The sequence below is a fragment of the Streptomyces sp. NPDC090106 genome (assembly GCF_044747265.1).
Taxonomy (GTDB): domain Bacteria; phylum Actinomycetota; class Actinomycetes; order Streptomycetales; family Streptomycetaceae; genus Streptomyces.
Genome location: NZ_JBIVDS010000008.1, coordinates 184134 through 206400, shown reverse-complemented (window position 1 = coordinate 206400; position 22267 = coordinate 184134). Strand labels below are relative to the sequence as shown.

Here is a 22267-nt window from a genome sequence, read left to right as displayed (position 1 = left end):
GCGGTTCCCTCCCCTTTCAGCAGTCGGTGTCGGGTTCACCGACCGTGAGGTGGTACGCCGCGCGCTCGTCGAGGAGCAACGGCACGAGGGCGCGCAGGGACTGGCGGAGCGGGACGTACGTGCCGCGCGTCCGCACTCCGTGCAGGGCGAGTTCGTCCTTGACCTCCGCGTACTGCTCGGCGGTGAGCCGGTAGCCGCAGGGCGGGTCCTGGATCACCTCGGCCTCCCCGGCCGGGTCGTTGTCGGCACCGCCGACGTAGACGGGGCCGGTGTCGGCGAGTCCGGCGACGCGAGCCGCCCCGGTCGCCGCCCCGAGCGGGCCGCGCCGTTCGTCGGCGAAGGCGAACAGGCCGTCGAGGGCGGCGAGTTGGGAGTCCACCCGGCGCCGGTTGTTCTCCGCCTCGCCGACGCCGTTCAGCGCGTCGACGCGGCTCTCGATGAGCAGGCCGACGGCGTGCTTGACGCCGGACATGTTGCGCAGGATGCGTTCCTGCCCGTCCCCGGCGGTCTGCCGGATCGGGTCGCCGGTGACCGGGTCGGTCCAGATGCCGTACGTGCCGGTCGAGTAGCCGGCGTCACCGGCCGCGGGGCGGACGTACGCACCCGACAGCAGCCGGGCCTCGTCGTGGACGGCCGGGTCGGTGTTGAGGTTGCGGGGCCAGAGGTCGAAGAGGTCCTTGTCGTAGTACGGGGGCGTCGCGGAGTACTCGTGCAAGTCGTAGACGACGTCCGGACGTTGGTCTCTGATCACGGCGGCCAGGGCGCGTGCCTCGGCCGTGCGCAGCGCGAGGTGGTCGCGGTTGACGTCGACGCCGTCGCTGTTGCCCCGGGTGTCGGCGGCCCGCCCGTCGGGGTTGGCGGTGGGGACGACGAGCAGGGTGGTGCGGTCGAGGAAGCGACGGGTCGCCGGGTCCCGGGCGTGGGCGAGGTCGCGGATCGTGGTGAGGCAGGCCTCGCGGCCGGAGGGCTCGTCGCCGTGCTGGCTGCACACGAGGAGCACCTTGTCGGGGGCGGTGGGCCGGCCCAGCCGGACCATGCGCAGGGGGCGGTCCTGGAGCGTCGTGCCGATGCGGGTGACCGCGACCCGGTCGCTCGCCGCGTCGATCGCCGCCAGGAAGTCGCGCTCCTCGTCCTGGCCCGTCCAGCGGGCCCCGTCCGACTGCTCGAAGCCGGTACGGGGCGGCGCCGGGGCCGCGTGCGCGGGCACGGCGAGCGCGGACGCGCCGAGGGCAGCCGTGGCGAGCGCGACGACGGCCCGGACCAGCGGCGCTCCCGCCCGGCGGACCGGCTCCGCGGCCGGGCTCACCGGTCCTCCCCCGGGACGCGCCGCGCGGCCGTCGGGGCGCGGAGGCCGTCGCGCGCCTGGGGCGTCACCGCCGCCGCGCCCTCGGTGGCGTCCGCGAAGGCCGCCCTGCCGCCGACGAGCGGGACCCGGGCGGACGTACGGGACAGGTCGAGCGTCAGCGTCGGCCGGGTGGAGGGCGGGTCGATGAGGTCCTTGTCGGTGCCCGCGACGATCAGCGCGAGCCGGTGCCCGGCCGGGACGACGTGGTCGGTCGCCGCGAGGTCGATGGTCAGGGTGTAGGCCCTGCCCGGGGTGAGCGGGACGCCCTTGCCGGGGTTCGCGTAGGTCCCCAGATCGGCCCAACCCCGGCTGACGACCGTGTGGGCGACGTCGGCGGTCCTCGCCTCGGTCTCCTTGAAGCAGGCGCTGTCGCCCGCCGTGCTCGCGCCCCAGCAGGTGCGGTCGGTGAGCGTGGTGATGCCCTCGCCGCTCGCCGCGTAGTCACGGACGGTGTCGGGGCCGAGGTCGACGAGGACGGCGGAGAGGTGGGCCGTCGCGGTGGTGGGGGTGGCGGTGACGGTGACCTGGGAGGAGCCGGAGATCCGCAGGTCCTCGGTGAGGGCTCCGGTGACGAAGCCCGCCTTGTCGGGCGTGGACGTGTCGATCCGGGCCGCCCAGTCGGTCTCGCTCAGCGCCGGGTCGTCGGTGAAGGTCTCGGTGCCCCGGGCGCGGGTGAGGCCGAGGGTGCCGACGCCCGGCTGCGTGCCGGTCGCGGGGCGCAGGATGGTGGCCGCGGTGCCGCGCGGGGGCCAGACCCGGGAGGTCTCCCACTGGTCGGGGTGGCGTTCGACGTCGGCCATCGGTTCGCGGTCGATGCCGTTGTCGTAGCCGAGGAGTTCGTGGTCGAACCAGCGGTGCAGGGTGTCGACCCACTCGGCGCGGCGGAAGTCGAAGGGGTCGACGTGGCCGGTCTGGGAGAGCCACAGCTTGCGCTCGACGCCGTGCGCGGCGAGGGCGTCCCACCACTGGCCGAGGTGCTTGGTGCGGACGTTGAGGTCCTGCATGCCGTGGATCGCGAAGACGCTCGCCCGTACCTTCCCGGCGTCCTTGACGTAGTCGCGCTCGCTCCACAGGCCGGTCAGGTCGCCGGTGCGCGGGGCCTCGTCGACCAGGCGCTGGCGGACGGTGGCGCACTTCGCCTTGGAGGCGGGGCTGCTGACGTAGTCGGAGAGCCAGTCGGGGCCGGAGTCGTAGAGGGGGGCGCCCTGCTGGAAGTAGTAGTCGTACCAGCTGGATATCGCGCTGATCGGGACGATCGTCCGCAGGCCCCGTACGCCGGTGGCGGCGACGGCGTTGGCGATGGTGCCGTCCCAGCTCTTGCCGATCATGCCGGTTCTGCCGTTGGTCCAGCCCGCGTCGGCCGGGGTGGTGCCGGTACGGGTGGTGTACGCCTTCGCGCGGCCGTTGAGCCAGTCGACGACGGACTTGGCGGAACGGACCTCGTTGGCGCCACCGACGTCCTCGCAGCCGTCGGAGCGGTTGGTGCCGGCGAGGTCGACGCCGACGAACGCGTAGCCGCGGGGCACGAAGTAGTTGTCGTAGAAGAGCGGCATCTGGACGACGTCGCCGTCCGCGTCGTACGTCTTCTTCTGGCCTTCGTTGCCGCGCCCGCAGCAGGAGTAGTACGGGCTGGCGTCCATGATGACCGGCACCTTGCGGCCCTGGGCGGCGGGTTCACGGGGCCGGACGATGTCGACGGCGACCCGGTCGGTCCGCCCGTCGCCGTCGCCGTCGCGGCCGGTGTCGACCCAGACGGCCTCGCGGATCGCGTCGTCGTACGAGTAGACCGGCAGGCTCTCGCGGGGGGCGGCCTGGGCGGCTGTGGGGGTGAGGAAGGCGGCCAGCAGGGCGGCGGTGGCCGCGGTCGCGAGCGTTCTCCAGATCGTGAAGCGCGTGCTTATCGGCATGCGCCGGACGGTACTGCGGTCAACTCGTGCGCAAAAGGGGGCCGTTCGGGACGGGAAACGGTTCCTGGAAGCTCGTGTCGGCCGAATGGCGATCGTGTGACAGCGGCGCGTGTGGACACGGACGGGTCCACAGCCACTCAATAGGCTGCGAACAGACTTCGGTCCCCAACGACTTGGAGCTTTCGTGCACCGCACAATCCTGGCGCCGGGCGCACTGGCCGCCGCGTCCGTCCTGCTGGCGATCCCGGCATCGGCCGCGAGCCACTCCCCCGGCGCCCCGGGCATCGGCGATCCCTACTACCCGGCCTACGGCAACGGCGGCTACGACGTCTCGCACTACGACCTGCGGCTCAAGTACCAGCCGGCGACGGACGAGTTGGAGGGCACCGCGACCGTCCTGGCCCGCACCACCGAGGATCTGTCGCGGTTCGACCTGGACTTCCTGCTGGACGTCAGTGAAGTGCGGGTCAACGGCGCCAAGGCCGCCTTCACGACCTCAGGCGAGCACGAGCTGGAGATCACCCCGAGGACCCCGCTCGCCAAGGGCACGGACGTCACCGTGGTGGTCCGGTACAGCGGGGTGCCCTCGTCGAAGCAGGCGTACGGCTTCACGAGCTGGCACCGCACCCCGGACGGCGGTGTCGGCGCGAACGAGCCCGAGTCGGCGTGGTGGTGGTTCCCGAGTAACGACCACCCGCTCGACAAGGCCACCTACGACGTGTCCGTGCTCGTCCCGGACGGCACTCAGGCGATCTCCAACGGCACGCTCCAGTCGACGAGTTCACGGCTCGGCTGGACGCGCTGGAACTGGCGGTCCGACAAGCCGCAGGCCACGTATCTCGCCACGCTCGCGGTCGGCCGGTTCGACGTGACGACCGGGACGAGCGAGGGCGGCATCCCGGTCGTCAACGCCTACAGCACGGACCTCGGCGGCAACGCCGGTGCCGCGCGGGCGAGCGTCGAGCGGAGCGGGGAGATCGCCGACTGGCTGACCGGGTACTTCGGCCCGTACCCCTTCAGCGCGGTGGGCGGGTACGTCCCGAACACGACCACCGGGTACGCGCTGGAGACGCAGACCCGCGTGTACTACAGCCCGCGGCAGTTCGCGAACGGCTCCAACACCTCGGTGGTCGTGCACGAGCTGGCGCACCAGTGGTACGGCGACAGCGTGTCCGTCAAGGGCTGGAAGGACATCTGGATCAACGAGGGCTTCGCCCGCTACGCGCAGTGGCTGTGGTCCGAGCACGAGGACGAGGGCACCGCGCAGGAGCTCGCCGACTACGTGTACGCCTCGCACCCGGCCGACGACGCGTTCTGGACGGTGAAGCCCGGTGACCCGGGTCCCGAGAACCAGTTCGACATCGCCGTGTACGACCGGGGCGCGCTCGCCCTTCAGGCGCTGCGGAACGAGATCGGCGACGACGCGTTCTTCACGGTGCTGAAGGGCTGGCCGCAGAAGTACCGGTACGGCAACGCGTCGGTCGCCGACTTCCGGGCGTACGCGGAGGAGGTGTCCGGGCGGTCGCTGGCGGCGCTGTTCGACACGTGGCTGTTCCAGCCGTCGAAGCCGGCCGCGCCCGCGCTGTCCGGCACGTCCGGTTCCTCCGCCGCGGCCCTGGCGAAGTCGGTGCCCGCACAGCCGAAGTCGTGGAAGCGGATCGCGGCCACGAACGACGTGCACGGGCACTGACCCGGCCGGCCGGTCCGGGCCCCGCGCCCGGACCGGCCGGACCCACGCCTCTCAGCTCGCGCGCGCCCCGGGGCCGACCGGTTCGCCCAGCACCCGGCCGGCCAGGGCGGCGGCCAGGTGCGGGAGGTCCCGCTGGAGTTCGGTGCGCGCGGCGGCGAGGTCGGACTCCAGGCGGGTGGCCGCCTCGGCGAGGAGCGCGTCGCGCTCACGCACCCCCTCGGCGCGGGCGTCGGCGATGAGGACGGCGCCCTCCGCCTCGGCCCGCGAGCGGATGCGCGCGGCCTCGTGCCGGCCCTCGGCCAGCACGTCCCGGGCCTTGGCGCGCTCTTCGAGAGCGCGGGCGCGGATCTCCTCGGCCTGCCTGGCCGCCCCGTCCGTGGCCCGCTCGCGCTCCGCCAGGACCCGGTTGACCCGGCGCAGCATCGAGACCACGCACAGGAAGCAGACGGTGAACAGGGCCAGGCTGTAGACGAGATCCTCGACCTGGGGGTTCATCGGACCGATGTCCAGGGGAATGAGTCTCATGCCCCTCCCCTACCCGACCGCGCCCGTGCCCCACCGCTCCTCCAAGCCGATCACGGCCGGGAACCGGCATTCGGCCTACGGTCCGGTCGGTCCCCGTGGTCGTAGACGGTCACCGCGACGCCCCGCGCGACGAGCCGGTCGCGCACGAGCGGTTCGACCCGCGACCACGTGCCGCCGGCCAGACCACAGCCGATGCGGGGCATGTGGACGGAGGCGCCGAGTTCCAGCGCCTTGCCGGCGAGCGCCGTGAGAGCGGTGTCGATCGCCTCGTAGCGCACCGGGACGCCCTTGCTGCCGGTACGGATGCCGCGCTGCCCTATGAGGTTGGCGACCCACACGTACGGCTCGACCCGCACGAACTGGGCGGCGCCCAGCCCGAAGTCGTTCCCCGCGCGGCCCCGGTGCCAGGCCCGGTAGGCGGCCTCCGGTTCCGGCCAGCGCCGGGAGACGGCCAGCACGAAGCCCTTCCCCCATCCCCCGATGTCGTTGCAGACATGGGCGATCACCTTGACGCCCTTCACCGACGGCGCGGTGGCGTCCCCCCTGATGTAAGCGATCTCCGGCACACCCCCACCGTAGGCGCCGCCACTGACAACGCCCCCGGACCGGCCGGGCCGGTCCGATCCGGTGTCACAGTGGTGGTGAGACAGCGATACTGCTCCACATGACGACCGACTCCGCAGAGCAGACGCTCACGATCGACGAGCTGGCCGCGCAGGCGGGTGTCACCGTCCGTACGGTGCGGTTCTACAGCACCAAGGGGCTGCTCCCGCCGCCGGTGATCGGCGCCCGCCGGGTGGGCCGCTACGGCGACGGGCATCTGGCGCGCCTGGAGCTCATCGAGGAGCTCCAGCAGCAGGGCATGACGCTCGCGGCGATCGAACGGTACGTACGGCAGTTGCCGCCCGGCCTGAGCGCGCGGGAGCTGGCGATCCACCGCGCGGTCGTGGCCTCCTGGGCGCCGGACACCACGGAGACGACGGACCGCCGGGAGCTGGAGCGCCACGCGGGACGGCCGCTGACCGACGACGACGTGCGGCGGCTGGCCGCGATGGGCGTCGTACGGCCCGACGGCGACGCCTTCCGCTTCGACACGGGGCCGCTGCGGCTCGGCGTGCGGCTGCTCGACGTACCGCTGTCGCAGGAGTCGATCCTCGCCGCGCGGAACGTTCTCGTGGAGCACGCGCGCGGGGCGGCGCACGAACTGGCGGAGCTGTTCCGCGGGGAGGTGTCCGAGCGGGAGACCCGGGCCGTGCGGTCGCTGTCCGCGCACATGCACCCGATCGTGGTGCAGGCGCTGCTGACCGCCTTCCAGCGCTCCCTGAAGGAGGAGCTCGACGGGTGGATGGACGGCTCGGTGCCGGCGGACGGCTCGGAGGCGCCAGGGGCGCCAGGGGCGTCAGGGGCGTCAGGGGCGTCAGAGGTAGGCGGAGCCTCCTGACACGTTGAGGGTCTGGCCGGTCAGGAAGCCGCTGCCCTCGTCGACGACGTACAGCAGCGTGGAGACCAGGTCGGCCGGTTCCTGCGTGCGCCGCACGGCCTGCTGGTCGCGGACGTGCTCGAAGCCGCCGGCGGCGCCCACCGTGCGCTCGGCGGTGGCGGTGCGGACCATGGTGGGCGCGATGGCGTTGACGGTGATGCCGTCCGGGGCGAGCGCCGAGGCGAGGGCGCGGGTGAAGCCGATGAGGCCCATCTTCGAGGCGACATAGGGGACCATCACGGGCGGCGCGGTGAACACGGCCGCGGAGGCGACGTTGACGATCCGGCCCCATCCGGCGGCCTTCAGGTACGGCAGCGCGGCCCGGACGACCAGGAACGGCGCCTCCAGGTTGACGCGCATGACGTGCCGCCACTCCTCGGCGGTGACCTCCTCGAAGGGCGCGGCCGGGTAGACGCCCGCGTTGTTGACGACGACGTGCAGCGTGCCGAACCGGTCGATGACGCGTTCGAGACCGGCCCGGACGCCGTCCTCGTCGGTCACGTCGGCGACCAGCTCGACGTAGTCGAGGATCCTGTCCGCGGTCTGCGGCTGCGGCACCAGGTCGAGCCCCGCGACCCGGTAGCCGCGCCCGGCGAGCGCCACGGCGAACTCCTGCCCGAGGCCCTGTGCCGCTCCGGTCACCAGGGCGGTACGCGTCTCCATGGGGCGAGTGTGGTGACCCGTCGGGGCCGCGGCAAGGGCGCATTCCACTCGCTGGAACGCCCGTGTTGCCGCCCGGCCCGCCGGGGCCGACGCTGCGCAGCGACCCCAGCGCCAGCAGCCGTACGGGAGCCGCACCCGATGACCAACACCGAGCGTGCCGTGGACGACGCCGAGCGCGCCCGCGAACCGGAGGACGGCGGACGGCGCCGCCCGCGGTGGCCGCTGTCGCGCCGCCTGGTGCGGGACGAGCTGGGTGTCCTGATCGTGCTGACGCTGCTGGTGCTGGGGATCGGCATCCCCTACCCGGACTTCCTCGACACCGGCAACCTGCTGTCCACCGCGCACAACTCCGTCTACATCTCCCTGATGGCGTGCGGGATGGTCTTCGCGCTCGCCATGCGGGAGGTGGACCTGTCGGTCGGCGGGACGTACGCGATGGTGCTGGTCGTCGGGGCGCTGCTGGTACGGGACGGGTGGCCGCCCTGGCTGGCGGTGCCGGCGATGCTGCTCACCGGCATCCTCCTGGGCGTGTTCAACGCGCTCGTGACGACCCTGCTGGCGCTGCCGTCGTTCATCGTCACGCTGGGCACCCTGATGCTGTTCCGGGGCGTCGGGCTGGCCCTCGCCGACGGCAAGCAGATCACCGATCTGCCGCTCGACGACTCGTTCTTCACCTTCGCGGGCGGCGATCCGGGCGGGGTGCCGTTCGCGCTGTGGGTGCTGCTGACGGTGGTCGTCGTCCTGGCCCTGGTGCTCGCCCGCACCCGCTTCGGGGCCCGGGTGCGGGCGATCGGGTCCAACCCCGACGCCGCCGCGTTCAGCGGCATCCCGGTCGTCCGCACCCGCGTCCAGGCCCTCGCGCTCTCCGGGCTGACCACCGCGTGCGCCGCCACCATGGCCCTCGCCTTCTACGGCGCGGGCGACCCGACCCTGGGCCAGGGCTACGAGCTCCAGGCCATCGCCGCGTGCATCATCGGCGGCACCCCGCTGGCCGGGGGGCGGGGTTCGGTGGTCGGCGCGGTGGCGGGCGCGATGATCCTGTCGGTGGTGGCCGCCGGGCTCGTCTTCTTCGAAGTACCCATCAACTGGACGTCGTTCGCGACCGGCGGGGTCATCCTCGTCGCCGTCGCGGCGGACAGCGCGCTGCGCCGGACCGGGCGGCGCCGTCAATGAGAGCCGTGCCCGACAGAGCCGTGCCTAGGAGGCCCCTGATGCATCGTCGATTCCGTTCGGTGGCCGCCGCTCTCGGCGCCCTGGTCCTGCTCGGCGCCGCCTCCGGGTGCGGTGACGGCGACGACGCCGGCAGCGGGGGCGGCAAGCTGGAGATGGGCATCGCGGTGGCCAACATCTCCCTCAACTTCGCCCACGAGATGGTGCTCGGGGCGGAGAGCGCCGCCGGCCATGCCAAGGACGTCGACTTCAAGGCGGTCGGCCCGCCCAACACCGACGGCCCCGCCGAGGTCCAGCTCTTCCAGAACCTCACCGCGACCGCCAAGGACGGCATCGTCCTGGAGAACCTCGACCCGCCGATCTTCACCCGCCCCGCCGCCCAGGCCGTCGACAAGGGCATCCCGATCGTCGCCCTGGACACCTCCCCCACCGACGGCAGCAAGGTGGAGTTCTACGTCGGCAACGACAACTACGCGCTGGGCGAGCTGATGGCGAAGGAGGCCCTGGAGCGGCTCGGCGACGATCCGAGGGGCGAGGTCGCGATCGGTGTGCCCAACCCCGGTACGCCGGTGCTGGACAGCCGGGCGCAGGGCATCAAGGACACCTTCGAGAAGCAGGCGCCGAACGTCGAGATCGTCGGCCCCTTCCAGACGTACAGCGACCCGGGCCAGAACTACTCCTCCTGGTCCGCGCAGGTCAACGCGCACCCGGACGCCCTCGCGTTCCTCGGTGTGGGGGACGCCGACAGCTACAACCTCGCCAAGATCAAGCAGCAGAAGGGCGGGAAGTGGCTGACGGCGGGCTTCGACGTCGACCCGAAGACCCTGGAGGCGGTCAAGGACGGCTCCAACTTCGTCGCCATCGACCCGCAGCACTTCCTCAAGGGCTATCTCTCGACGGCGATCCTCATCGAGTCGGTCCGCGACAACGACGGGAAGCTGCCGAAGGGGTGGTTCCTCTCCCCCGGCGGCGTCGTCGACGCGTCCAACATCGACGAGATCATCGCCCGGCAGAAGACCCCGGAGGCGGCGTACGACTGGTACAAGCCGACGATCGACAAGCTGCTCGGCGACCAGGACGCGCAGATGCACCCCTTGAAGGACGCCCGCTGAGATGAGGGAGCAGCACGGCGACATCCTCGTCGCCCAGGGCCTGGTCAAGTCGTACGGCGGTGTCCGGGCCCTGGACGGGGCCGGGCTCAGGCTGCGGGGCGGCGAGGTGCACGCGCTGGTCGGGGAGAACGGCGCGGGCAAGTCCACGCTGGTGCGGATCGTCTCGGGGTCGCTGGCGGCGGACGAGGGGGTGGTCCGGCTGGCCCGGGACACCCGGATCGCCACCGTGTCCCAGGAGTTGAGCCTCTTCCCCGACCTGACGGTCCGCGAGAACCTCTTCCCCCACCGGCCGCCGCGCCGCTTCGGGCTGCTCGACCGGGGGGCCATGGACCGGGCGGCCCGGCCCGTCCTGGCAGAACTCGGGCTGGAGGTCGACCTCGGCCAGGAGCTCGGCGAACTCACGCTCGCCGACCAGCAGTTGACGGAGATCGCGCGGGCCCTGCTGCGCCGCCCCCGGCTGCTGGTGCTCGACGAGCCGACGTCGGCGCTCCCGGCCGCCGCCGTGGACCGGCTCGAAGGCGTGCTGCGCACCCTGACCGGGCGGGGCATCGCCGTCCTGTACGTCACCCACTTCCTGGAGGAGGTCATGCGGCTCGCCCAGCGGGTGACGGTCCTGCGGGACGGGCGGGTCGCGCTCCCCGGTGAGCCGCGCGAGGAGGTGGACGTGCCGGAGCTGGTGTCGGCGATGCTGGGCGGCCGTCCCGAGCAGCCGGAGCGGCGCAGGCGTGCCGTGGTCGACCTGCCGCCTCCGGTCGTGCTGTCGGAGGTGAGCGTGCCGGGGCGGCTCGCCGATGTGACGTTCACCGTGCGGGCGGGTGAGGTCGTCGGGGTCGCGGGGCTGCAAGGGGCGGGCCATCTGGACGCGTTGGCGGTGGTGTGCGGGCGCGCGGACGTCTCGGCGGGCCGGGTGGACGTCGGCGGCCGGGGGCTGCCGCGCTCGCTGCGGGGCGCGGTGCGTTCGGGGGTGGCGTTCGTGCCGAGCGACCGGAAGCGGTACGGACTGATGGTGGACCGGGAGGTGTGGGAGAACACGACGTCGGTGAGCTGGCTGGCCCTCGGCCGGGGCGGGATCGCCCCTTCCCGGTCCGAACTCGTGCGCCGCACGGTGGAGTTGACCGACCGCCTGCGGCTGCGGGGCGGTCCGCACGATGTGGTGGCCCGGCTGTCGGGCGGCAATCAGCAGAAGGTCGTGTTCGCGAAGTGGCTGGCCACCGACCCGAGGATCGTCGTCCTCGACGACCCGACGCGCGGGGTGGACGTCGGCGTACGGGCGGAGATGCACCGCATCGTGGGCGAGTTGGCGGCGGGCGGCGCGGCCGTCCTGCTCGCCTCGACGGACCTGGCGGAGCTGACGGAGGTGTGCGACCGCGTCCTGGTGTTCGTCCGGGGCCGCATCACCGTCGAGGTGCACGGCGCCCGTCTCACGGAGCACGACCTGGCGGTGGCGATGCAGCAGGGCGCGTCGGCGGGCTGACGCCGCTCCCCCAGGGCGGCACCTCCCTGAGGCCGCCCCGCTCAGGACCTCAGGCGGACAGGGTGCGGGTGAGGGCTCTGGCCGCCGCGCAGACGCTCGCGCCGACCCGGTCCACGTCCAGGCGGCGGGTGCCGCCGGTCACCGAGATCGCGGCGATCGGGCGGGGCCCGCGGTCGACGGCGTAGACGGGGGCGGCCACCGCCGAGACCCCGATCTCGGCCTCCTCCAGGTTCACCCCGAAGCCCCGGGCCCGGGTGAGGGCCAGGTCGCGGGCGAGCTGCCCGGGCAGGACGAGGGTGCGGGGCGTGAGCCGGACGAGCGTCCCGCGGTACGGGGGCCGCGGATCCTGGGCGAGGAAGACCTTGCCGGTGGCCGTGCAGTGGGCGGGCAGCCGCCCTCCGGTGCGGGAGACGATCGGGGTGGCCCGGCGGCCGGTCACCTTCTCCAGGAACAGGGTGTCGGCGCCGTCGGGCACGGCGAGGTGCACGTTCTCGTGCGTCGCTTCGTGGAGGTCGCCCAGGTACGGCAGCGCGGCGTCCCTCAACTCGCCCACGGACGGGGCCGACTGGCCCAGCACGAACAGTCCGAGGCCGATGCGGTAACTCCCCTCCGCGGTCCGCTCGACCAGCCCCAGGCGGACCAGCTCACCGAGGAGCCGGTGCACCGTCGGCTTGGGCAGGCCGCTGCGCGCGGCGAGTTCGGCGAGCGTCAGCGCGGTGCCGGAGTCCCCGCAGGCACGCAGCAGCGACACCCCTCGCGCGAGCACCGACCTGGGCAGGGGAGCGTCCGTCATGGACCGATGGTGGTGGCTCGGGTACCGGGTGACAAGATGCCGGTCGCGGTGAGTGGCGGATCACTTGCCGAGCGGTACGTCGACCAGCAGCGGCCCGGTCAACTCCCCTGCCCCGGAGACCAGTTCGCGCAGATGCCCGGCGCTCCGCGCCCGCACCGCGTCCACTCCGAAGAACTCCGCCGCGCGGGTGAAGTCGAGGGGACCGAGGTCGGTGCCGGGGCAGGGTCCGGGGGCGCCGAGGGAGGCATAGGTGTCCTGGAGGGTGCGGTAGGCGCCGTTGTTCATGACGACGAACAGGACGGGGGCGTTCTGGCGGGCGGCGCTCCACAGGCCCTGGAGGCCGAACAGGGTGCAGCCGTCGCCGAGTACGGCGACCACGGGCCGTCCGGGGTCGGCGAGGGCGCGGCCGACGGCGGCGCCGATGCCCCAGCCCAGGCCGCCGCCGACGGTGTGGGTGTAGCTGCCGGGCCGGTCCAGTCGTACCAGGCGGCGCAGCAGCAGTCCGACGGTGATGGCCTCCTCGACGACGGCCGCCTCGGGCGGCAGGCCCCGGGCGACGGCGTGGGCGGCGGCCCAGGGCGCGAGCGGGGCGTCGGAGTAGGCGGCGAGGGCCGCGGACTCGGCGCGGTCGCGGTCGGCGGTGTGGCGTTCGCCGGCGCGCAGGACGCGGCCCGTGGCGGTGTGGGCGGGCACGCGTTCGCGGACGAGGTCGGCGAGCCGGTGCAGGGACGGTCCGAGGGCGCCCACCAGGCCCGCCTCGGCGGCGAAGTTGCGGCCGATCTCGTCGGGGTCGGAGTCGAGCTGGACGACGGTGGTGCCGGGCGGCAGGGCCGGGCCGGGGCGGTAGTGGTGGGGGGTGAAGGCGTGGGCTCCGGCGATGAGGACGACGTCGTGGTGGGCGAGCGCGGCGCGGATCGCGTCGTGGCGGGGCGGCAGCATCCCGGCGTACAGGGGGTGGGTGGTGGGGAAGTCGAGGCAGTCGGCCATCGGCTGGTGGTGGACGGTCGCCCCGGCCGCCTCGGCGGCGCGGACCAGCGCGCCGACGGCGTCCTCGCGGCCGACTCCGTCACCGGCGACGATCGCGGGGCGCGCGGCGCCGCCGAGCAGGACGGCGGCGCGTTCGATGCCGGGGGCCGGTCCCCGCGGGGGTGCCGGGGTGCGGGCGGGGACGTCGACCTCGGTGTCCTCGGCGAGGAGGTCCATCGGGATGGACAGGAACACCGGCCCGGCGGGCGGCCGTACGGCGAGCGCGAAGGCGCGGCGCAGGGCGAGGGGGAGGTCGCGGGCGTGCTGGACGTCGTACGCCGCCTTGACCGCGGGGCGGGCGAGGGCGACGAGGTCGCCGGAGAGCATCGGGTCCTGCTGGAGGTGGCGGCGGTCCTGCTGGCCCGCGGTGACGACGAGCGGGGTGCGGGAGCGGCGGGCGTTGAGCAGCCCGATGAGGCCGTTGGCGAGGCCCGCGGCGATGTGCAGGCTCACGAAGGCCGGGCGGCCGGTGGCGCGCGCGTATCCGTCGGCCATGGAGACGACGGCGCCCTCGTGCACGCCGAGGACGTACGCGGGGGCGTCCGCGGCCTCGGCGAGCGCGGCGAGGAAGGGCAGTTCGGTGGTGCCGGGGTTGCCGAAGATCCGGTCCACGCCCTCGTCGCGCAGGATGTCGAGGAAGGCGAGGGCGGGACGGGTTCCCATGGGGGGCTCCTCGGGGGGGGGACGGGGACCGTGTCGCCGGTCAGCGTCGGCGCACCGTCCCCCGCGGAGCAAGCGGGGCGTGTCGCTCAGCGGTACGAGCGGCACGCCTCCGGCGGGCGTGAAGGGCCGTCAGCGGCCGTCGGTGAAGGTCTCCCCCTGGTCGGCCTTCTCGACGAGCAGCGCGGGCGGGGTGAAGCGGTCGCCGTAGCGCTCGGCGAGTTCCCGCGCGCGTGCCACGAATCCGGGCAGGCCCCCCTCGTAGCCGTTGATGTACTGGAGGACGCCGCCTGTCCAGCCGGGGAAGCCGATGCCGAAGATCGAGCCGATGTTGGCGTCGGCGACCGAGGTCAGGACGCCCTCCTCCAGGAGCTTGACGGTGTCGAGTGCCTCGGAGAAGAGCATGCGCTCCTGCATGTCCCGGAAGGGGATCGCGGCGCCCTCGCGGGTGAAGTGCTCGCGCAGGCCCGGCCACAGGGCGGCGCGCTTGCCGTTCTCGTCGTAGTCGTAGAAGCCGGCGCCGCCGCTGCGTCCGGGGCGGTCGAACTCGTCGACCATGCGGTCGATGACGGCCTCGGCGGGGTGGGTGGGCCAGGTGCCTCCCGCCTCCTCCACGGCCCGCTTGGACTCGTTGCGGATCTTGCGCGGGAGGGTCAGGGTCAGCTCGTCCATCAGGGAGAGGACCTTCGCCGGGTAGCCGGCCTGGGCCGCGGCCTGCTCGACGGAGGCGGGCTCGATGCCCTCGCCGACCATCGCGACGCCCTCGTTGATGAAGTGGCCGATCACGCGGGAGGTGAAGAAGCCGCGGGAGTCGTTGACGACGATCGGCGTCTTCTTGATCTGCCGGACCAGGTCGAAGGCGCGGGCGAGGGCCTCGTCGCCGGTCTTCTCGCCCTTGATGATCTCGACGAGGGGCATCTTGTCGACGGGCGAGAAGAAGTGCAGCCCGATGAAGTCGGCCTGGCGGTCGACGCCTTCGGCCAGGGCGGTGATCGGGAGGGTGGAGGTGTTGGAGCAGAGCAGCGCGTCCGGGTCGACCAGGTGCTGGATCTCCTGGAAGACCTTGTGCTTGAGCTCCGGGTTCTCGAACACCGCCTCGATGACCGCGTCGCAGCCGGCGACGTCCCGCGGGTCGGCGGTGGGCGTGATGCGGGCGAGGAGCGCGTCCGCCTTCTCCTGGGTCGTCCGGCCCCGGCTCACGGCCTTCGCGCACAGCTTCTCGGAGTAGGCCTTGCCCTTGGCCGCGGACTCCGGCGACACGTCCTTGAGGACGACGTCGATGCCGGCGCGGGCGCACGAGTAGGCGATGCCCGCGCCCATCATCCCGGCGCCGAGGACGGCGACCTTGCGGACCTGGCGCGGCGCGGTGCCCTGGGGGCGGTTGGCGCCGGAGTTCACGGCCTGGAGGTCGAAGAAGAACGCCTGGATCATGTTCTTCGACGTCTGGCCCGCGGCCAGTTCGACGAAGTAGCGGGCCTCGATGACCTGCGCGGTCTCGAAGTCGACCTGGGCGCCCTCGACGGCCGCCGCGAGGATGTTGCGGGGTGCCGGGTAGGGGGCACCGCCGGTCTGCTTGCGCAGGTTGGCGGGGAACGCGGGCAGGTTGGCGGCGAACTTGGGGTGGGCGGGGGTGCCGCCGGGGATGCGGTAGCCGGGCCGGTCCCAGGGCTGCCGGGACTCGGGGTTCGCCTCGATGAACGCGCGGGCCTTGGCGAGGAGTTCCTCGCGGCTGGTGGCGACGTCGTCGACGAGGCCGTTGTCCAGGGCGCGCCGCGGGCTGTACTGGGTGCCCTGGAGGAGGACCTTGAGGAGCGCGTCGGTGATGCCGAGGAGGCGGACGGTGCGGGCGATGCCGCCACCGCCGGGCAGCAGGCCGAGGGTGACCTCGGGGCAGCCGATCTTGGAGCCGGGCGCGTCGAGGGCCACGCGGTGGTGGCAGGCGAGGGCGATCTCGTAACCGCCGCCCAGGGCCGCGCCGTTCATCGCGGCGACGACCGGCTTGCCGAGGGTCTCGATGCGGCGCAGGTTCCGCTTGATGGCCAGGCCGCCGTCGAAAAGGGCCTGCGCGGTGTCCGGGGTGACCCGGATGAGGTCGCGCAGGTCGCCGCCGGCGAAGAAAGTCTTCTTGGCGGAGGTGATGATGACGCCGCGGACGGAGTCCTTCTCGGCCTCCAGGCGGTCGGTGACGTGCGCGAGGGAGTCGCGGAACGCCTGGTTCATGGTGTTCGCGGACTGGTCGGGGTCGTCGAGGACGAGGGTGACGACGCCGTCGCGGTCCTGTTCCCAGCGGATGGTGGTGGACTGAGTGCTCATGGGGAAGGGCTCCGTGTGATCCGTCGTATCCGTCAGGGGGTCAGATGCGCTCGACGATGGTGGCGATGCCCATGCCGCCGCCCACGCACAGGGTGGCGAGGCCGTACCGCTTGTCCTGGCGCTCCAGTTCGTCGACGAGCGTGCCGAGGATCATCGCGCCGGTCGCGCCGAGGGGGTGGCCGAGGGCGATGGCGCCGCCGTTGACGTTGACCTTGTCCAGGGACAGGCCCATGTCCTTCACGAAGCGCAGGACGACCGCCGCGAACGCCTCGTTGATCTCGACGAGGTCGATGTCGTCGATGGTCAGCCCGGCCTTGGCGAGGGCCTTGCGGGTGGCGGGCGCGGGGCCGGTGAGCATGATGGTGGGCTCGGAGCCGGAGACGGCCGCGGAGACGATCCGCGCGCGCGGGGTGAGCCCGTAGCGCTCGCCGACCTCCTGGGAGCCGATCGCGACGAGCGAGGCGCCGTCGACGATGCCGGAGGAGTTGCCCGCGTGGTGGACGTGGTCGATCCTCTCGACCCAGTGGTACTTCTGGAGGGCGACGGCGTCGAAGCCGCCGAGGTCGCCGATGTCCGCGAAGGACGGCTTGAGCTTCGCGAGGGAGTCGGCGGTGGTGCCGGGGCGCGGGAACTCGTCGTGGTCGAGGACGACGAGTCCGCTGCGGTCCTTGACGGGGACGACCGAGCGGTCGAAGCGGCCGTCCTTCATGGCGTTCGCGGCGCGCTCCTGGGACAGGGCGGCGTACTCGTCGACGTCCCGGCGGGAGAAGCCCTCGATGGTGGCGATGAGGTCGGCGCCGATGCCCTGGGGCACGAAGTTGACGGCGAGGTTGGTCATCGGGTCGTTGAACCAGGCGCCGCCGTCCGAGGCCATCGGCACCCGGGACATGGACTCCACGCCACCCGCGAGGACGAGGTCCTCCCAGCCCGAACGCACCTTGGCGGCGGCCATGTTGACGGCTTCCAGGCCCGAGGCACAGAAGCGGTTCTCCTGGACGCCCGCGACGGTGTCGGGCAGGCCCGCGGCGACGGCGGCGATCCGGGCGATGTCGGAACCCTGGTCGCCGACCGGGCCGACCACGCCGAGCACGACGTCGTCGATCGCGGCGGGGTCCAGGTCCGGGAAACGGCCGCGGATCTCGTGGATGAGCCCGACGACCAGGTCGATGGGCTTGGTGCCGTGCAGGGCTCCGTTCGCCTTGCCACGGCCGCGCGGGGTGCGGATCGCGTCGTACACGTACGCTTCGGTGCTCACAGGAGGCCTTTCGAGGGTGGTCGAGGGGTGAGGGTGCGGGCGGGGCCGGGGGCGGGTCAGCCCAGCAGGGAACGGCCGATGATCTCCTTCATGATCTCGGTCGTACCGCCGTAGATGGTCTGGATACGGCCGTCGGTGAAGGCCCTCGCGACGGGATATTCGCTCATGTAGCCGTATCCCCCGTGCAGTTGGAGGCAGCGGTCGGCGACCCGCTTCTGGAGTTCGGTCGCCCACCACTTGGCCATGGAGGCGTGGACGGCGTCGAGTTCGCCGTTCGCGTGCTCCTCGACGCAGCGGTCCAGGAAGGTGCGGGTGACGGCGCACTCGGTGGCCATCTCGGCGATCTCGAAACGGATGTGCTGCTTGGCGGCGAGCGGCCGGCCGAAGGCCTCGCGCTCCTTGACGTACGTGGTGGTGATCTCCAGGAGGTGCTCGGCGGCGGCGATCGCGGCGACGGCGATGCTCAGGCGCTCCTGGGCGAGGTTGGTCATCAGATGGAGGAAGGCGCCGTCGAGGGTGCCGAGGAGGTTCTCCTTGGGCACGCGGACGTCGTGGAAGAACAACTCGGCGGTGTCCTGGGCCTTCTGGCCGATCTTGTCGAGGTTGCGTCCGCGCTCGAAGCCCTCCGCGCCCCGTTCCACGACGAGCAGGGACAGCCCGTGCGCGCCGCCCTCGGGGGTGGTCTTCGCGACGACGATCACCAGGTCGGCGAGGATGCCGTTGGAGATGAACGTCTTGGAGCCGTTGAGGACCCAGTGGTCGCCGCGGTCCTCGGCGTGGGTGCGGATGCCCTGGAGGTCGGAGCCCGCGCCGGGTTCGGTCATGGCGATGGCGGTGATGAGCGTGCCGTCGCAGAAGCCGGGCAGCCAGCGCCGCTTCTGCTCCTCGGTCGCCAGGCCCGTCAGGTAGGGGCCGATGATGTCGTTGTGCAGCCCCAGGGCGAGTCCGGGGGTGCCCGCGCGGGTGAACTCCTCGGCGAGGACGGCCGAGTAGCGGAAGTCGGCGCTGCCGCCACCGCCGTACTCCTCCGGTACGGCGAAGCCGAGCAGGCCCTGCTTGCCGGCCGCGCGCCAGGCGTCGCGGGAGACGATGCCGTCCTTCTCCCACTGCTCGTAGTGGGGCAGGACCTCCTTGGCGAGGAAGGCGCGCACGGTCTCGCGGAACGCGTCGTGCTCGGGGGCGAAGATCTGCCGCTTCATCGCGCGTCGGGGCCTTTCGTCAGGTCGGGGACGTCCCAGTCGTGCGCCACCTCGGCGGTGTCCGCGCCGGGCCGGGCGGGGCCGGTCCGTACGGTCGTCGGGGTCGCCGAGAAGCGGGGCGCGGGGGCGGGCTGGGTGATGCCGCCGTGGTCGGTGAAGGTGCCGCGGGCGGCGAGGTGGGGGTGGTGCGGGGCTTCGGTGAGCGACAGGACGGGGGCCACGCAGGCGTCGGTGCCGTCGAAGACGGCCGTCCACTCGTCGCGGGTGCGGGACCTGAAGCGGGCGGCGACGGCCTCGCGCAGCTCGCCCCAGCGGGTCCAGTCCTTGCGGGAGTCGGCGTGGTCCTCGACGCCGAGGAGGCGTACGAACGTGTCGTAGAACTGCGGTTCCAGGGCGCCCACCGCCATGTACCGGCCGTCGGCGGTCTCGTAGGTGCCGTAGTACGGGCAGCCGCCGTCCAGGAGGTTGGCGCCGCGCCGGTCCTGCCAGGAGCCCGCGGCGGCCATGCCGTGGATCATGGCGGCGAGGTGGGAGGTGCCGTCGACGATGGCGGCGTCGACGACCTGTCCGGTGCCGCCCGCGCGCGCGTGGTGGAGCGCGGCGAGGACGCCGACGACGAGGTAGAGAGAGCCGCCCGCGTAGTCGCCGAGGAGGTTGGCGGGGACGGGCGGGGGTGCGTCCGGGGTGCCGATCATGCCGAGGGTGCCGGTGAGGGCGATGTAGGCGATGTCGTGGCCCGCGCGGGCGGCGAGGGGGCCGTCCTGGCCCCAGCCGGTCATCCGGCCGTAGACGAGCCGGGGGTTGCGCGCGTGGCAGGCGTCGGGGCCGACCCCGAGGCGTTCGGCCACGCCGGGGCGGTAACCCTCGACGAGGATGTCCGCTCGGGCGGCGAGATCGAGCACACGCGCGGGGCCGTCCTCGGACTTCAGGTCGACGACCACGGAGCGCTTGTTGCGGTTGGTGACGTCGTACGCCGGGTCGATCGCGAGCCCGGGGCCGCCGGGCCGGTCCACCCGGACGACGTCGGCGCCCAGGTCGGCCAGGAGCATCGCGGCGAACGGGCCGGGTCCGATCCCGGCCAGTTCGAGCACGCGCACCCCCGTGAGCGGACCCTGTCCGGGCGGCGTCGTTGCCGTGGTCATCCAGCCCCCATGTCGTCGGCCGTCATCGGCGTGACACAACTGATGTAACACCAGTGATGTTAGAAACGAGCCCCGCCGGACACAACCCCTGAACGAGCAAGCGCTTAGCCAATGTACCGAGGAGTCGGCGCGCGTCCAGCTCCGCCGCGGGGCCCGTCCGGGCGGTCATCGGGCGCCCGCGGCCGACCCCGCCGCCCGGCTCCGCGTTCCTCACGCTAGCCTCGGCCACCGACAACGGCGCGCGGTGCGGTACGAAGGGTGTCATGAGCAGGCTGAACAGGACGGACCGTCCGTACGACATCGTGCTCTTCGGAGCGACCGGCTTCGTGGGCGCGCTCACCGCCGAGTACCTCGCCGCGCACGCGCCCGAGGGGCTGCGCTGGGCGATCGCGGGGCGCGACGAGGAGAGGCTGCGCGCGCTGCGGGACCGGCTGCCGGGCGGCCAGGAGATCGGCGTGCTCACGGCGGACGTGGCCGACCCCGCGTCCCTGCGCGCGCTCGCCGGACAGGCGCGCGTGGTGGCCACGACGGTGGGCCCGTACGTCACCTACGGCGAGGAACTCGTCGTGGCCTGCGCGGACGCCGGGACGGACTGTCTCGACCTGTGCGGTGAGCCGGAGTTCGTGGACCTGATGTACGTCCGGCACGACGCCCGCGCGCGGGAGACCGGCGCGCGGATCGTCCACGCGGCCGGGTTCGACTCGGTCCCGCACGACCTGGGCGCGTACTTCACGGTGCGTCAGCTGCCCGAGGGGGTGCCGCTCACGGTCGACGGGTACGTGACGGCGGACGCGATGTTCTCCGGCGGCACGTTCGCCTCAGCGCTGAACCAGTTCGCGCGCGGGCGCCAGATGCTCGCCGCCGCGCGGGACCGGGGGCGGCACGAGCCGCGTCTGATGGGACGCCGGGCCACGGCCCCGAACGGGGCCCCGCGGTTCGTCGGGGACATCGGCGCGTGGGCGCTGCCGCTGCCGACGATCGACGCGCGGATCGTGGTCCGCTCGGCACGGGCGCTGGAACGTTACGGCCCCGACTTCCGCTACCGCCACTACGCGGCCGTGCGCCGGCTGCCGGTCGCGCTCGGCGGGGTCGCCGCGGTCGGCGCGCTGTTCGCGGCGGCGCAGGTGCCGCCCGCGCGGCGCTGGCTGTCGGGCCGGGTGCGGCCCGGCGAGGGGCCGAGCGAGCAGAAGCGGGCCAGGAGCTGGTTCTCGGTGCGGTTCGTCGGCGAGGGCGGCGGGCGCAAGGTCTTCACCGAGGTCTCCGGGGGCGACCCGGGCTACGGCGAGACGGCGAAGATGTTCGCCGAGTCGGCCCTGTGCCTCGCCTTCGACGACCTCCCGCCGACGTCCGGCCAGGTCACCACGGCGGTCGCGATGGGCGACGCGCTCATCGAACGGCTGCGGCGCGCGGGCCTGGTGTTCCGGGTGGCCGGCAGCCGCTGACGCGGGCGCCGCCGGGCCGCCGGGCCGCCGTCAGAACGGCCAGGTGACGACCGTGTAGATCATCCCGCCGATCCATCCGGCCCCCGCCAGCACCCCGAGCACCAGCCCTGCCATCACGACCCGCTCCACCGGCCGGTTCGGATCGCTGAGCGGCTTCGGGTCGGGCCGGCGGGGCATGCGGTGCGTGGCCGTGCGGTGCGTCGTCATGCCCCACAGCCTGCCGATCATGACGGGGCGCCACATCCGTACAGATACTCAGATCATGTACTCGGTACCCGGTACCCGGTACCCGGTCCTCGGCGGGCTCGGCGGCTTCCGTGGGACGCGACGCCTCATGGCACCGGCATTCCGGGGCCTTGGGCCGACGGGTCGGTGACGGCCGTCGCCGCCTTCAGTGCGCGGCGGCACAGCGCGTCCGCGTGGCGGGTCGTTTCCGGGAGGCGGTAGGCGGGGGTCAGGGCGAGGGTGTGGGCGCACGCGTCGGCGAGGGTCGTGCGGTGGCCGACGGAGACGAAGACCGGCTTGACGCCGGTGCGGGTACGCAGGGCGCGGCCGACCTCCTCGGTGCCGGCGAGGAGCGGGGAGGCGCTGCCGCGCGGGGTGGCGGGGTCGTCGTAGGTGAAGGTGAAGGGGTTCTTGGCGACGCCGATCGTGGGCAGGCCGGTGAGGACGCCGAGGTGGCTGGCGAGGCCGAAGCGGCGGGGGTGGGCGAGGCCGTAGCCGTCGCAGACGATCAGGCCGGGCGGGCGCGTGAGACGGGACAGCGCGTCCAGGACCGTGGGGATCTCACGGAAGGCGAGGAGGCCGGGGACGTACGGGAAGGTGACGCGGCCCACCGCCGTCGCCTCGTCGAGGACTTCGAGGGTCGCCGCGTCCAGGACGACCGCGGCGGCCACGACCACGTCCCGCTCGTCGTCGTAGGCCACGTCGACGCCGGTGACCTGGCCGGTCCCGGGTGGTGGTCCCGGCTCGTCCAGGATCACCCGCGCGCGCAACTCGTCCTGCACGGCACGGGCTTCGTCCTCGGTCGCGGGAATGCGTACGGTCGTCATGATGGGGCGAGCCTACGCA

Annotated in this window: 19 protein-coding genes; 6 read left to right on the top strand and 13 right to left on the bottom strand. The window is 73.2% G+C overall.

The features are described from left to right. Positions 1–16 precede the first annotated feature (16 nt). Positions 17–1264, bottom strand: a complete 1248-nt coding sequence (locus ACIPSE_RS25995) for a M14 family metallocarboxypeptidase (protein WP_401667244.1) — start codon at positions 1262–1264, stop codon at positions 17–19. 38 nt (positions 1265–1302) lie between these two features. Beyond that, complete coding sequence (locus tag ACIPSE_RS25990) at positions 1303–3252, bottom strand: Xaa-Pro dipeptidyl-peptidase (protein WP_401666509.1); 1950 nt, start codon at positions 3250–3252, stop codon at positions 1303–1305. Between the two features lie 184 nt (positions 3253–3436). Here ACIPSE_RS25990 and ACIPSE_RS25985 point away from each other — a divergent pair, with 184 nt between their 5' ends. Next, positions 3437–4942: a M1 family metallopeptidase gene (locus ACIPSE_RS25985; protein WP_401666507.1), complete on the top strand. Its 1506-nt coding sequence runs from the start codon at positions 3437–3439 to the stop codon at positions 4940–4942. Between the two features lie 51 nt (positions 4943–4993). On the opposite strand, the gene ACIPSE_RS25980 is transcribed toward ACIPSE_RS25985, so the two are convergent. Beyond that, on the bottom strand, positions 4994–5467 hold the full coding sequence (locus ACIPSE_RS25980; RefSeq protein WP_401666505.1) for a hypothetical protein: 474 nt from the start codon (positions 5465–5467) through the stop codon (positions 4994–4996). Positions 5468–5517: 50 nt separating this feature from the next. Then, positions 5518–6033, bottom strand: coding sequence for a macro domain-containing protein (locus ACIPSE_RS25975; protein ID WP_401666503.1), 516 nt, complete (start codon positions 6031–6033; stop codon positions 5518–5520). Positions 6034–6131: 98 nt separating this feature from the next. On the opposite strand from ACIPSE_RS25975, the gene ACIPSE_RS25970 reads away from it, so the two are divergent. Beyond that, positions 6132–6908 carry a MerR family transcriptional regulator gene (locus ACIPSE_RS25970; RefSeq protein ID WP_401666500.1) on the top strand — a complete coding sequence of 259 codons (777 nt, stop codon included), beginning with the start codon at positions 6132–6134 and terminating at the stop codon, positions 6906–6908. On the opposite strand, the gene ACIPSE_RS25965 is transcribed toward ACIPSE_RS25970, so the two are convergent. Beyond that, entirely contained in the window at positions 6885–7610 is a 726-nt protein-coding gene (locus ACIPSE_RS25965) for an SDR family NAD(P)-dependent oxidoreductase (RefSeq protein WP_401666497.1), read from the bottom strand. The genes ACIPSE_RS25970 and ACIPSE_RS25965 overlap by 24 nt on opposite strands. A gap of 138 nt (positions 7611–7748) precedes the next feature. Here ACIPSE_RS25965 and ACIPSE_RS25960 point away from each other — a divergent pair, with 138 nt between their 5' ends. Genes ACIPSE_RS25960 through ACIPSE_RS25950 form a run of 3 tightly spaced genes read left to right on the top strand, consistent with a single transcriptional unit; the run spans position 7749 to position 11366 of the window. Further along, entirely contained in the window at positions 7749–8783 is a 1035-nt protein-coding gene (locus ACIPSE_RS25960) for an ABC transporter permease (RefSeq protein WP_401666494.1), read from the top strand. Positions 8784–8821: 38 nt separating this feature from the next. Further along, positions 8822–9892, top strand: coding sequence for a sugar ABC transporter substrate-binding protein (locus ACIPSE_RS25955; RefSeq protein ID WP_401666491.1), 1071 nt, complete (start codon positions 8822–8824; stop codon positions 9890–9892). Position 9893: 1 nt separating this feature from the next. Next, positions 9894–11366, top strand: coding sequence for a sugar ABC transporter ATP-binding protein (locus ACIPSE_RS25950; RefSeq protein ID WP_401666488.1), 1473 nt, complete (start codon positions 9894–9896; stop codon positions 11364–11366). Between the two features lie 49 nt (positions 11367–11415). Here the strand turns inward: ACIPSE_RS25950 and ACIPSE_RS25945 are convergent, their stop codons facing one another. The 6 genes from ACIPSE_RS25945 to ACIPSE_RS25920 form a co-directional block, all read right to left on the bottom strand. Beyond that, entirely contained in the window at positions 11416–12159 is a 744-nt protein-coding gene (locus ACIPSE_RS25945; protein WP_401666486.1) for an IclR family transcriptional regulator, read from the bottom strand. 60 nt (positions 12160–12219) lie between these two features. Continuing rightward, positions 12220–13848, bottom strand: a complete 1629-nt coding sequence (locus ACIPSE_RS25940) for a thiamine pyrophosphate-binding protein (protein ID WP_401666483.1) — start codon at positions 13846–13848, stop codon at positions 12220–12222. A gap of 129 nt (positions 13849–13977) precedes the next feature. Beyond that, positions 13978–16158 carry a 3-hydroxyacyl-CoA dehydrogenase NAD-binding domain-containing protein gene (locus ACIPSE_RS25935; RefSeq protein WP_401666480.1) on the bottom strand — a complete coding sequence of 727 codons (2181 nt, stop codon included), beginning with the start codon at positions 16156–16158 and terminating at the stop codon, positions 13978–13980. A gap of 40 nt (positions 16159–16198) precedes the next feature. After that, entirely contained in the window at positions 16199–17413 is a 1215-nt protein-coding gene (locus tag ACIPSE_RS25930) for an acetyl-CoA C-acetyltransferase (protein ID WP_401666478.1), read from the bottom strand. Between the two features lie 56 nt (positions 17414–17469). Further along, complete coding sequence (locus tag ACIPSE_RS25925) at positions 17470–18612, bottom strand: acyl-CoA dehydrogenase family protein (RefSeq protein ID WP_401666476.1); 1143 nt, start codon at positions 18610–18612, stop codon at positions 17470–17472. Continuing rightward, entirely contained in the window at positions 18609–19754 is a 1146-nt protein-coding gene (locus ACIPSE_RS25920) for a CaiB/BaiF CoA transferase family protein (RefSeq protein WP_401666474.1), read from the bottom strand. Before ACIPSE_RS25920 ends, ACIPSE_RS25925 begins: the two co-directional genes overlap by 4 nt. A gap of 263 nt (positions 19755–20017) precedes the next feature. Here ACIPSE_RS25920 and ACIPSE_RS25915 point away from each other — a divergent pair, with 263 nt between their 5' ends. Further along, positions 20018–21196 carry a saccharopine dehydrogenase family protein gene (locus ACIPSE_RS25915; RefSeq protein ID WP_401666471.1) on the top strand — a complete coding sequence of 393 codons (1179 nt, stop codon included), beginning with the start codon at positions 20018–20020 and terminating at the stop codon, positions 21194–21196. A 30-nt stretch (positions 21197–21226) separates the two neighbouring features. Here ACIPSE_RS25915 and mmpA read toward each other — a convergent pair whose 3' ends face one another. Beyond that, complete coding sequence (mmpA, locus tag ACIPSE_RS25910; RefSeq protein ID WP_401666469.1) at positions 21227–21403, bottom strand: morphogenic membrane protein MmpA; 177 nt, start codon at positions 21401–21403, stop codon at positions 21227–21229. Between the two features lie 125 nt (positions 21404–21528). Continuing rightward, positions 21529–22248, bottom strand: coding sequence for an endonuclease V (locus ACIPSE_RS25905; RefSeq protein ID WP_401666466.1), 720 nt, complete (start codon positions 22246–22248; stop codon positions 21529–21531). Between the last annotated feature and the right edge of the window lie 19 nt (positions 22249–22267).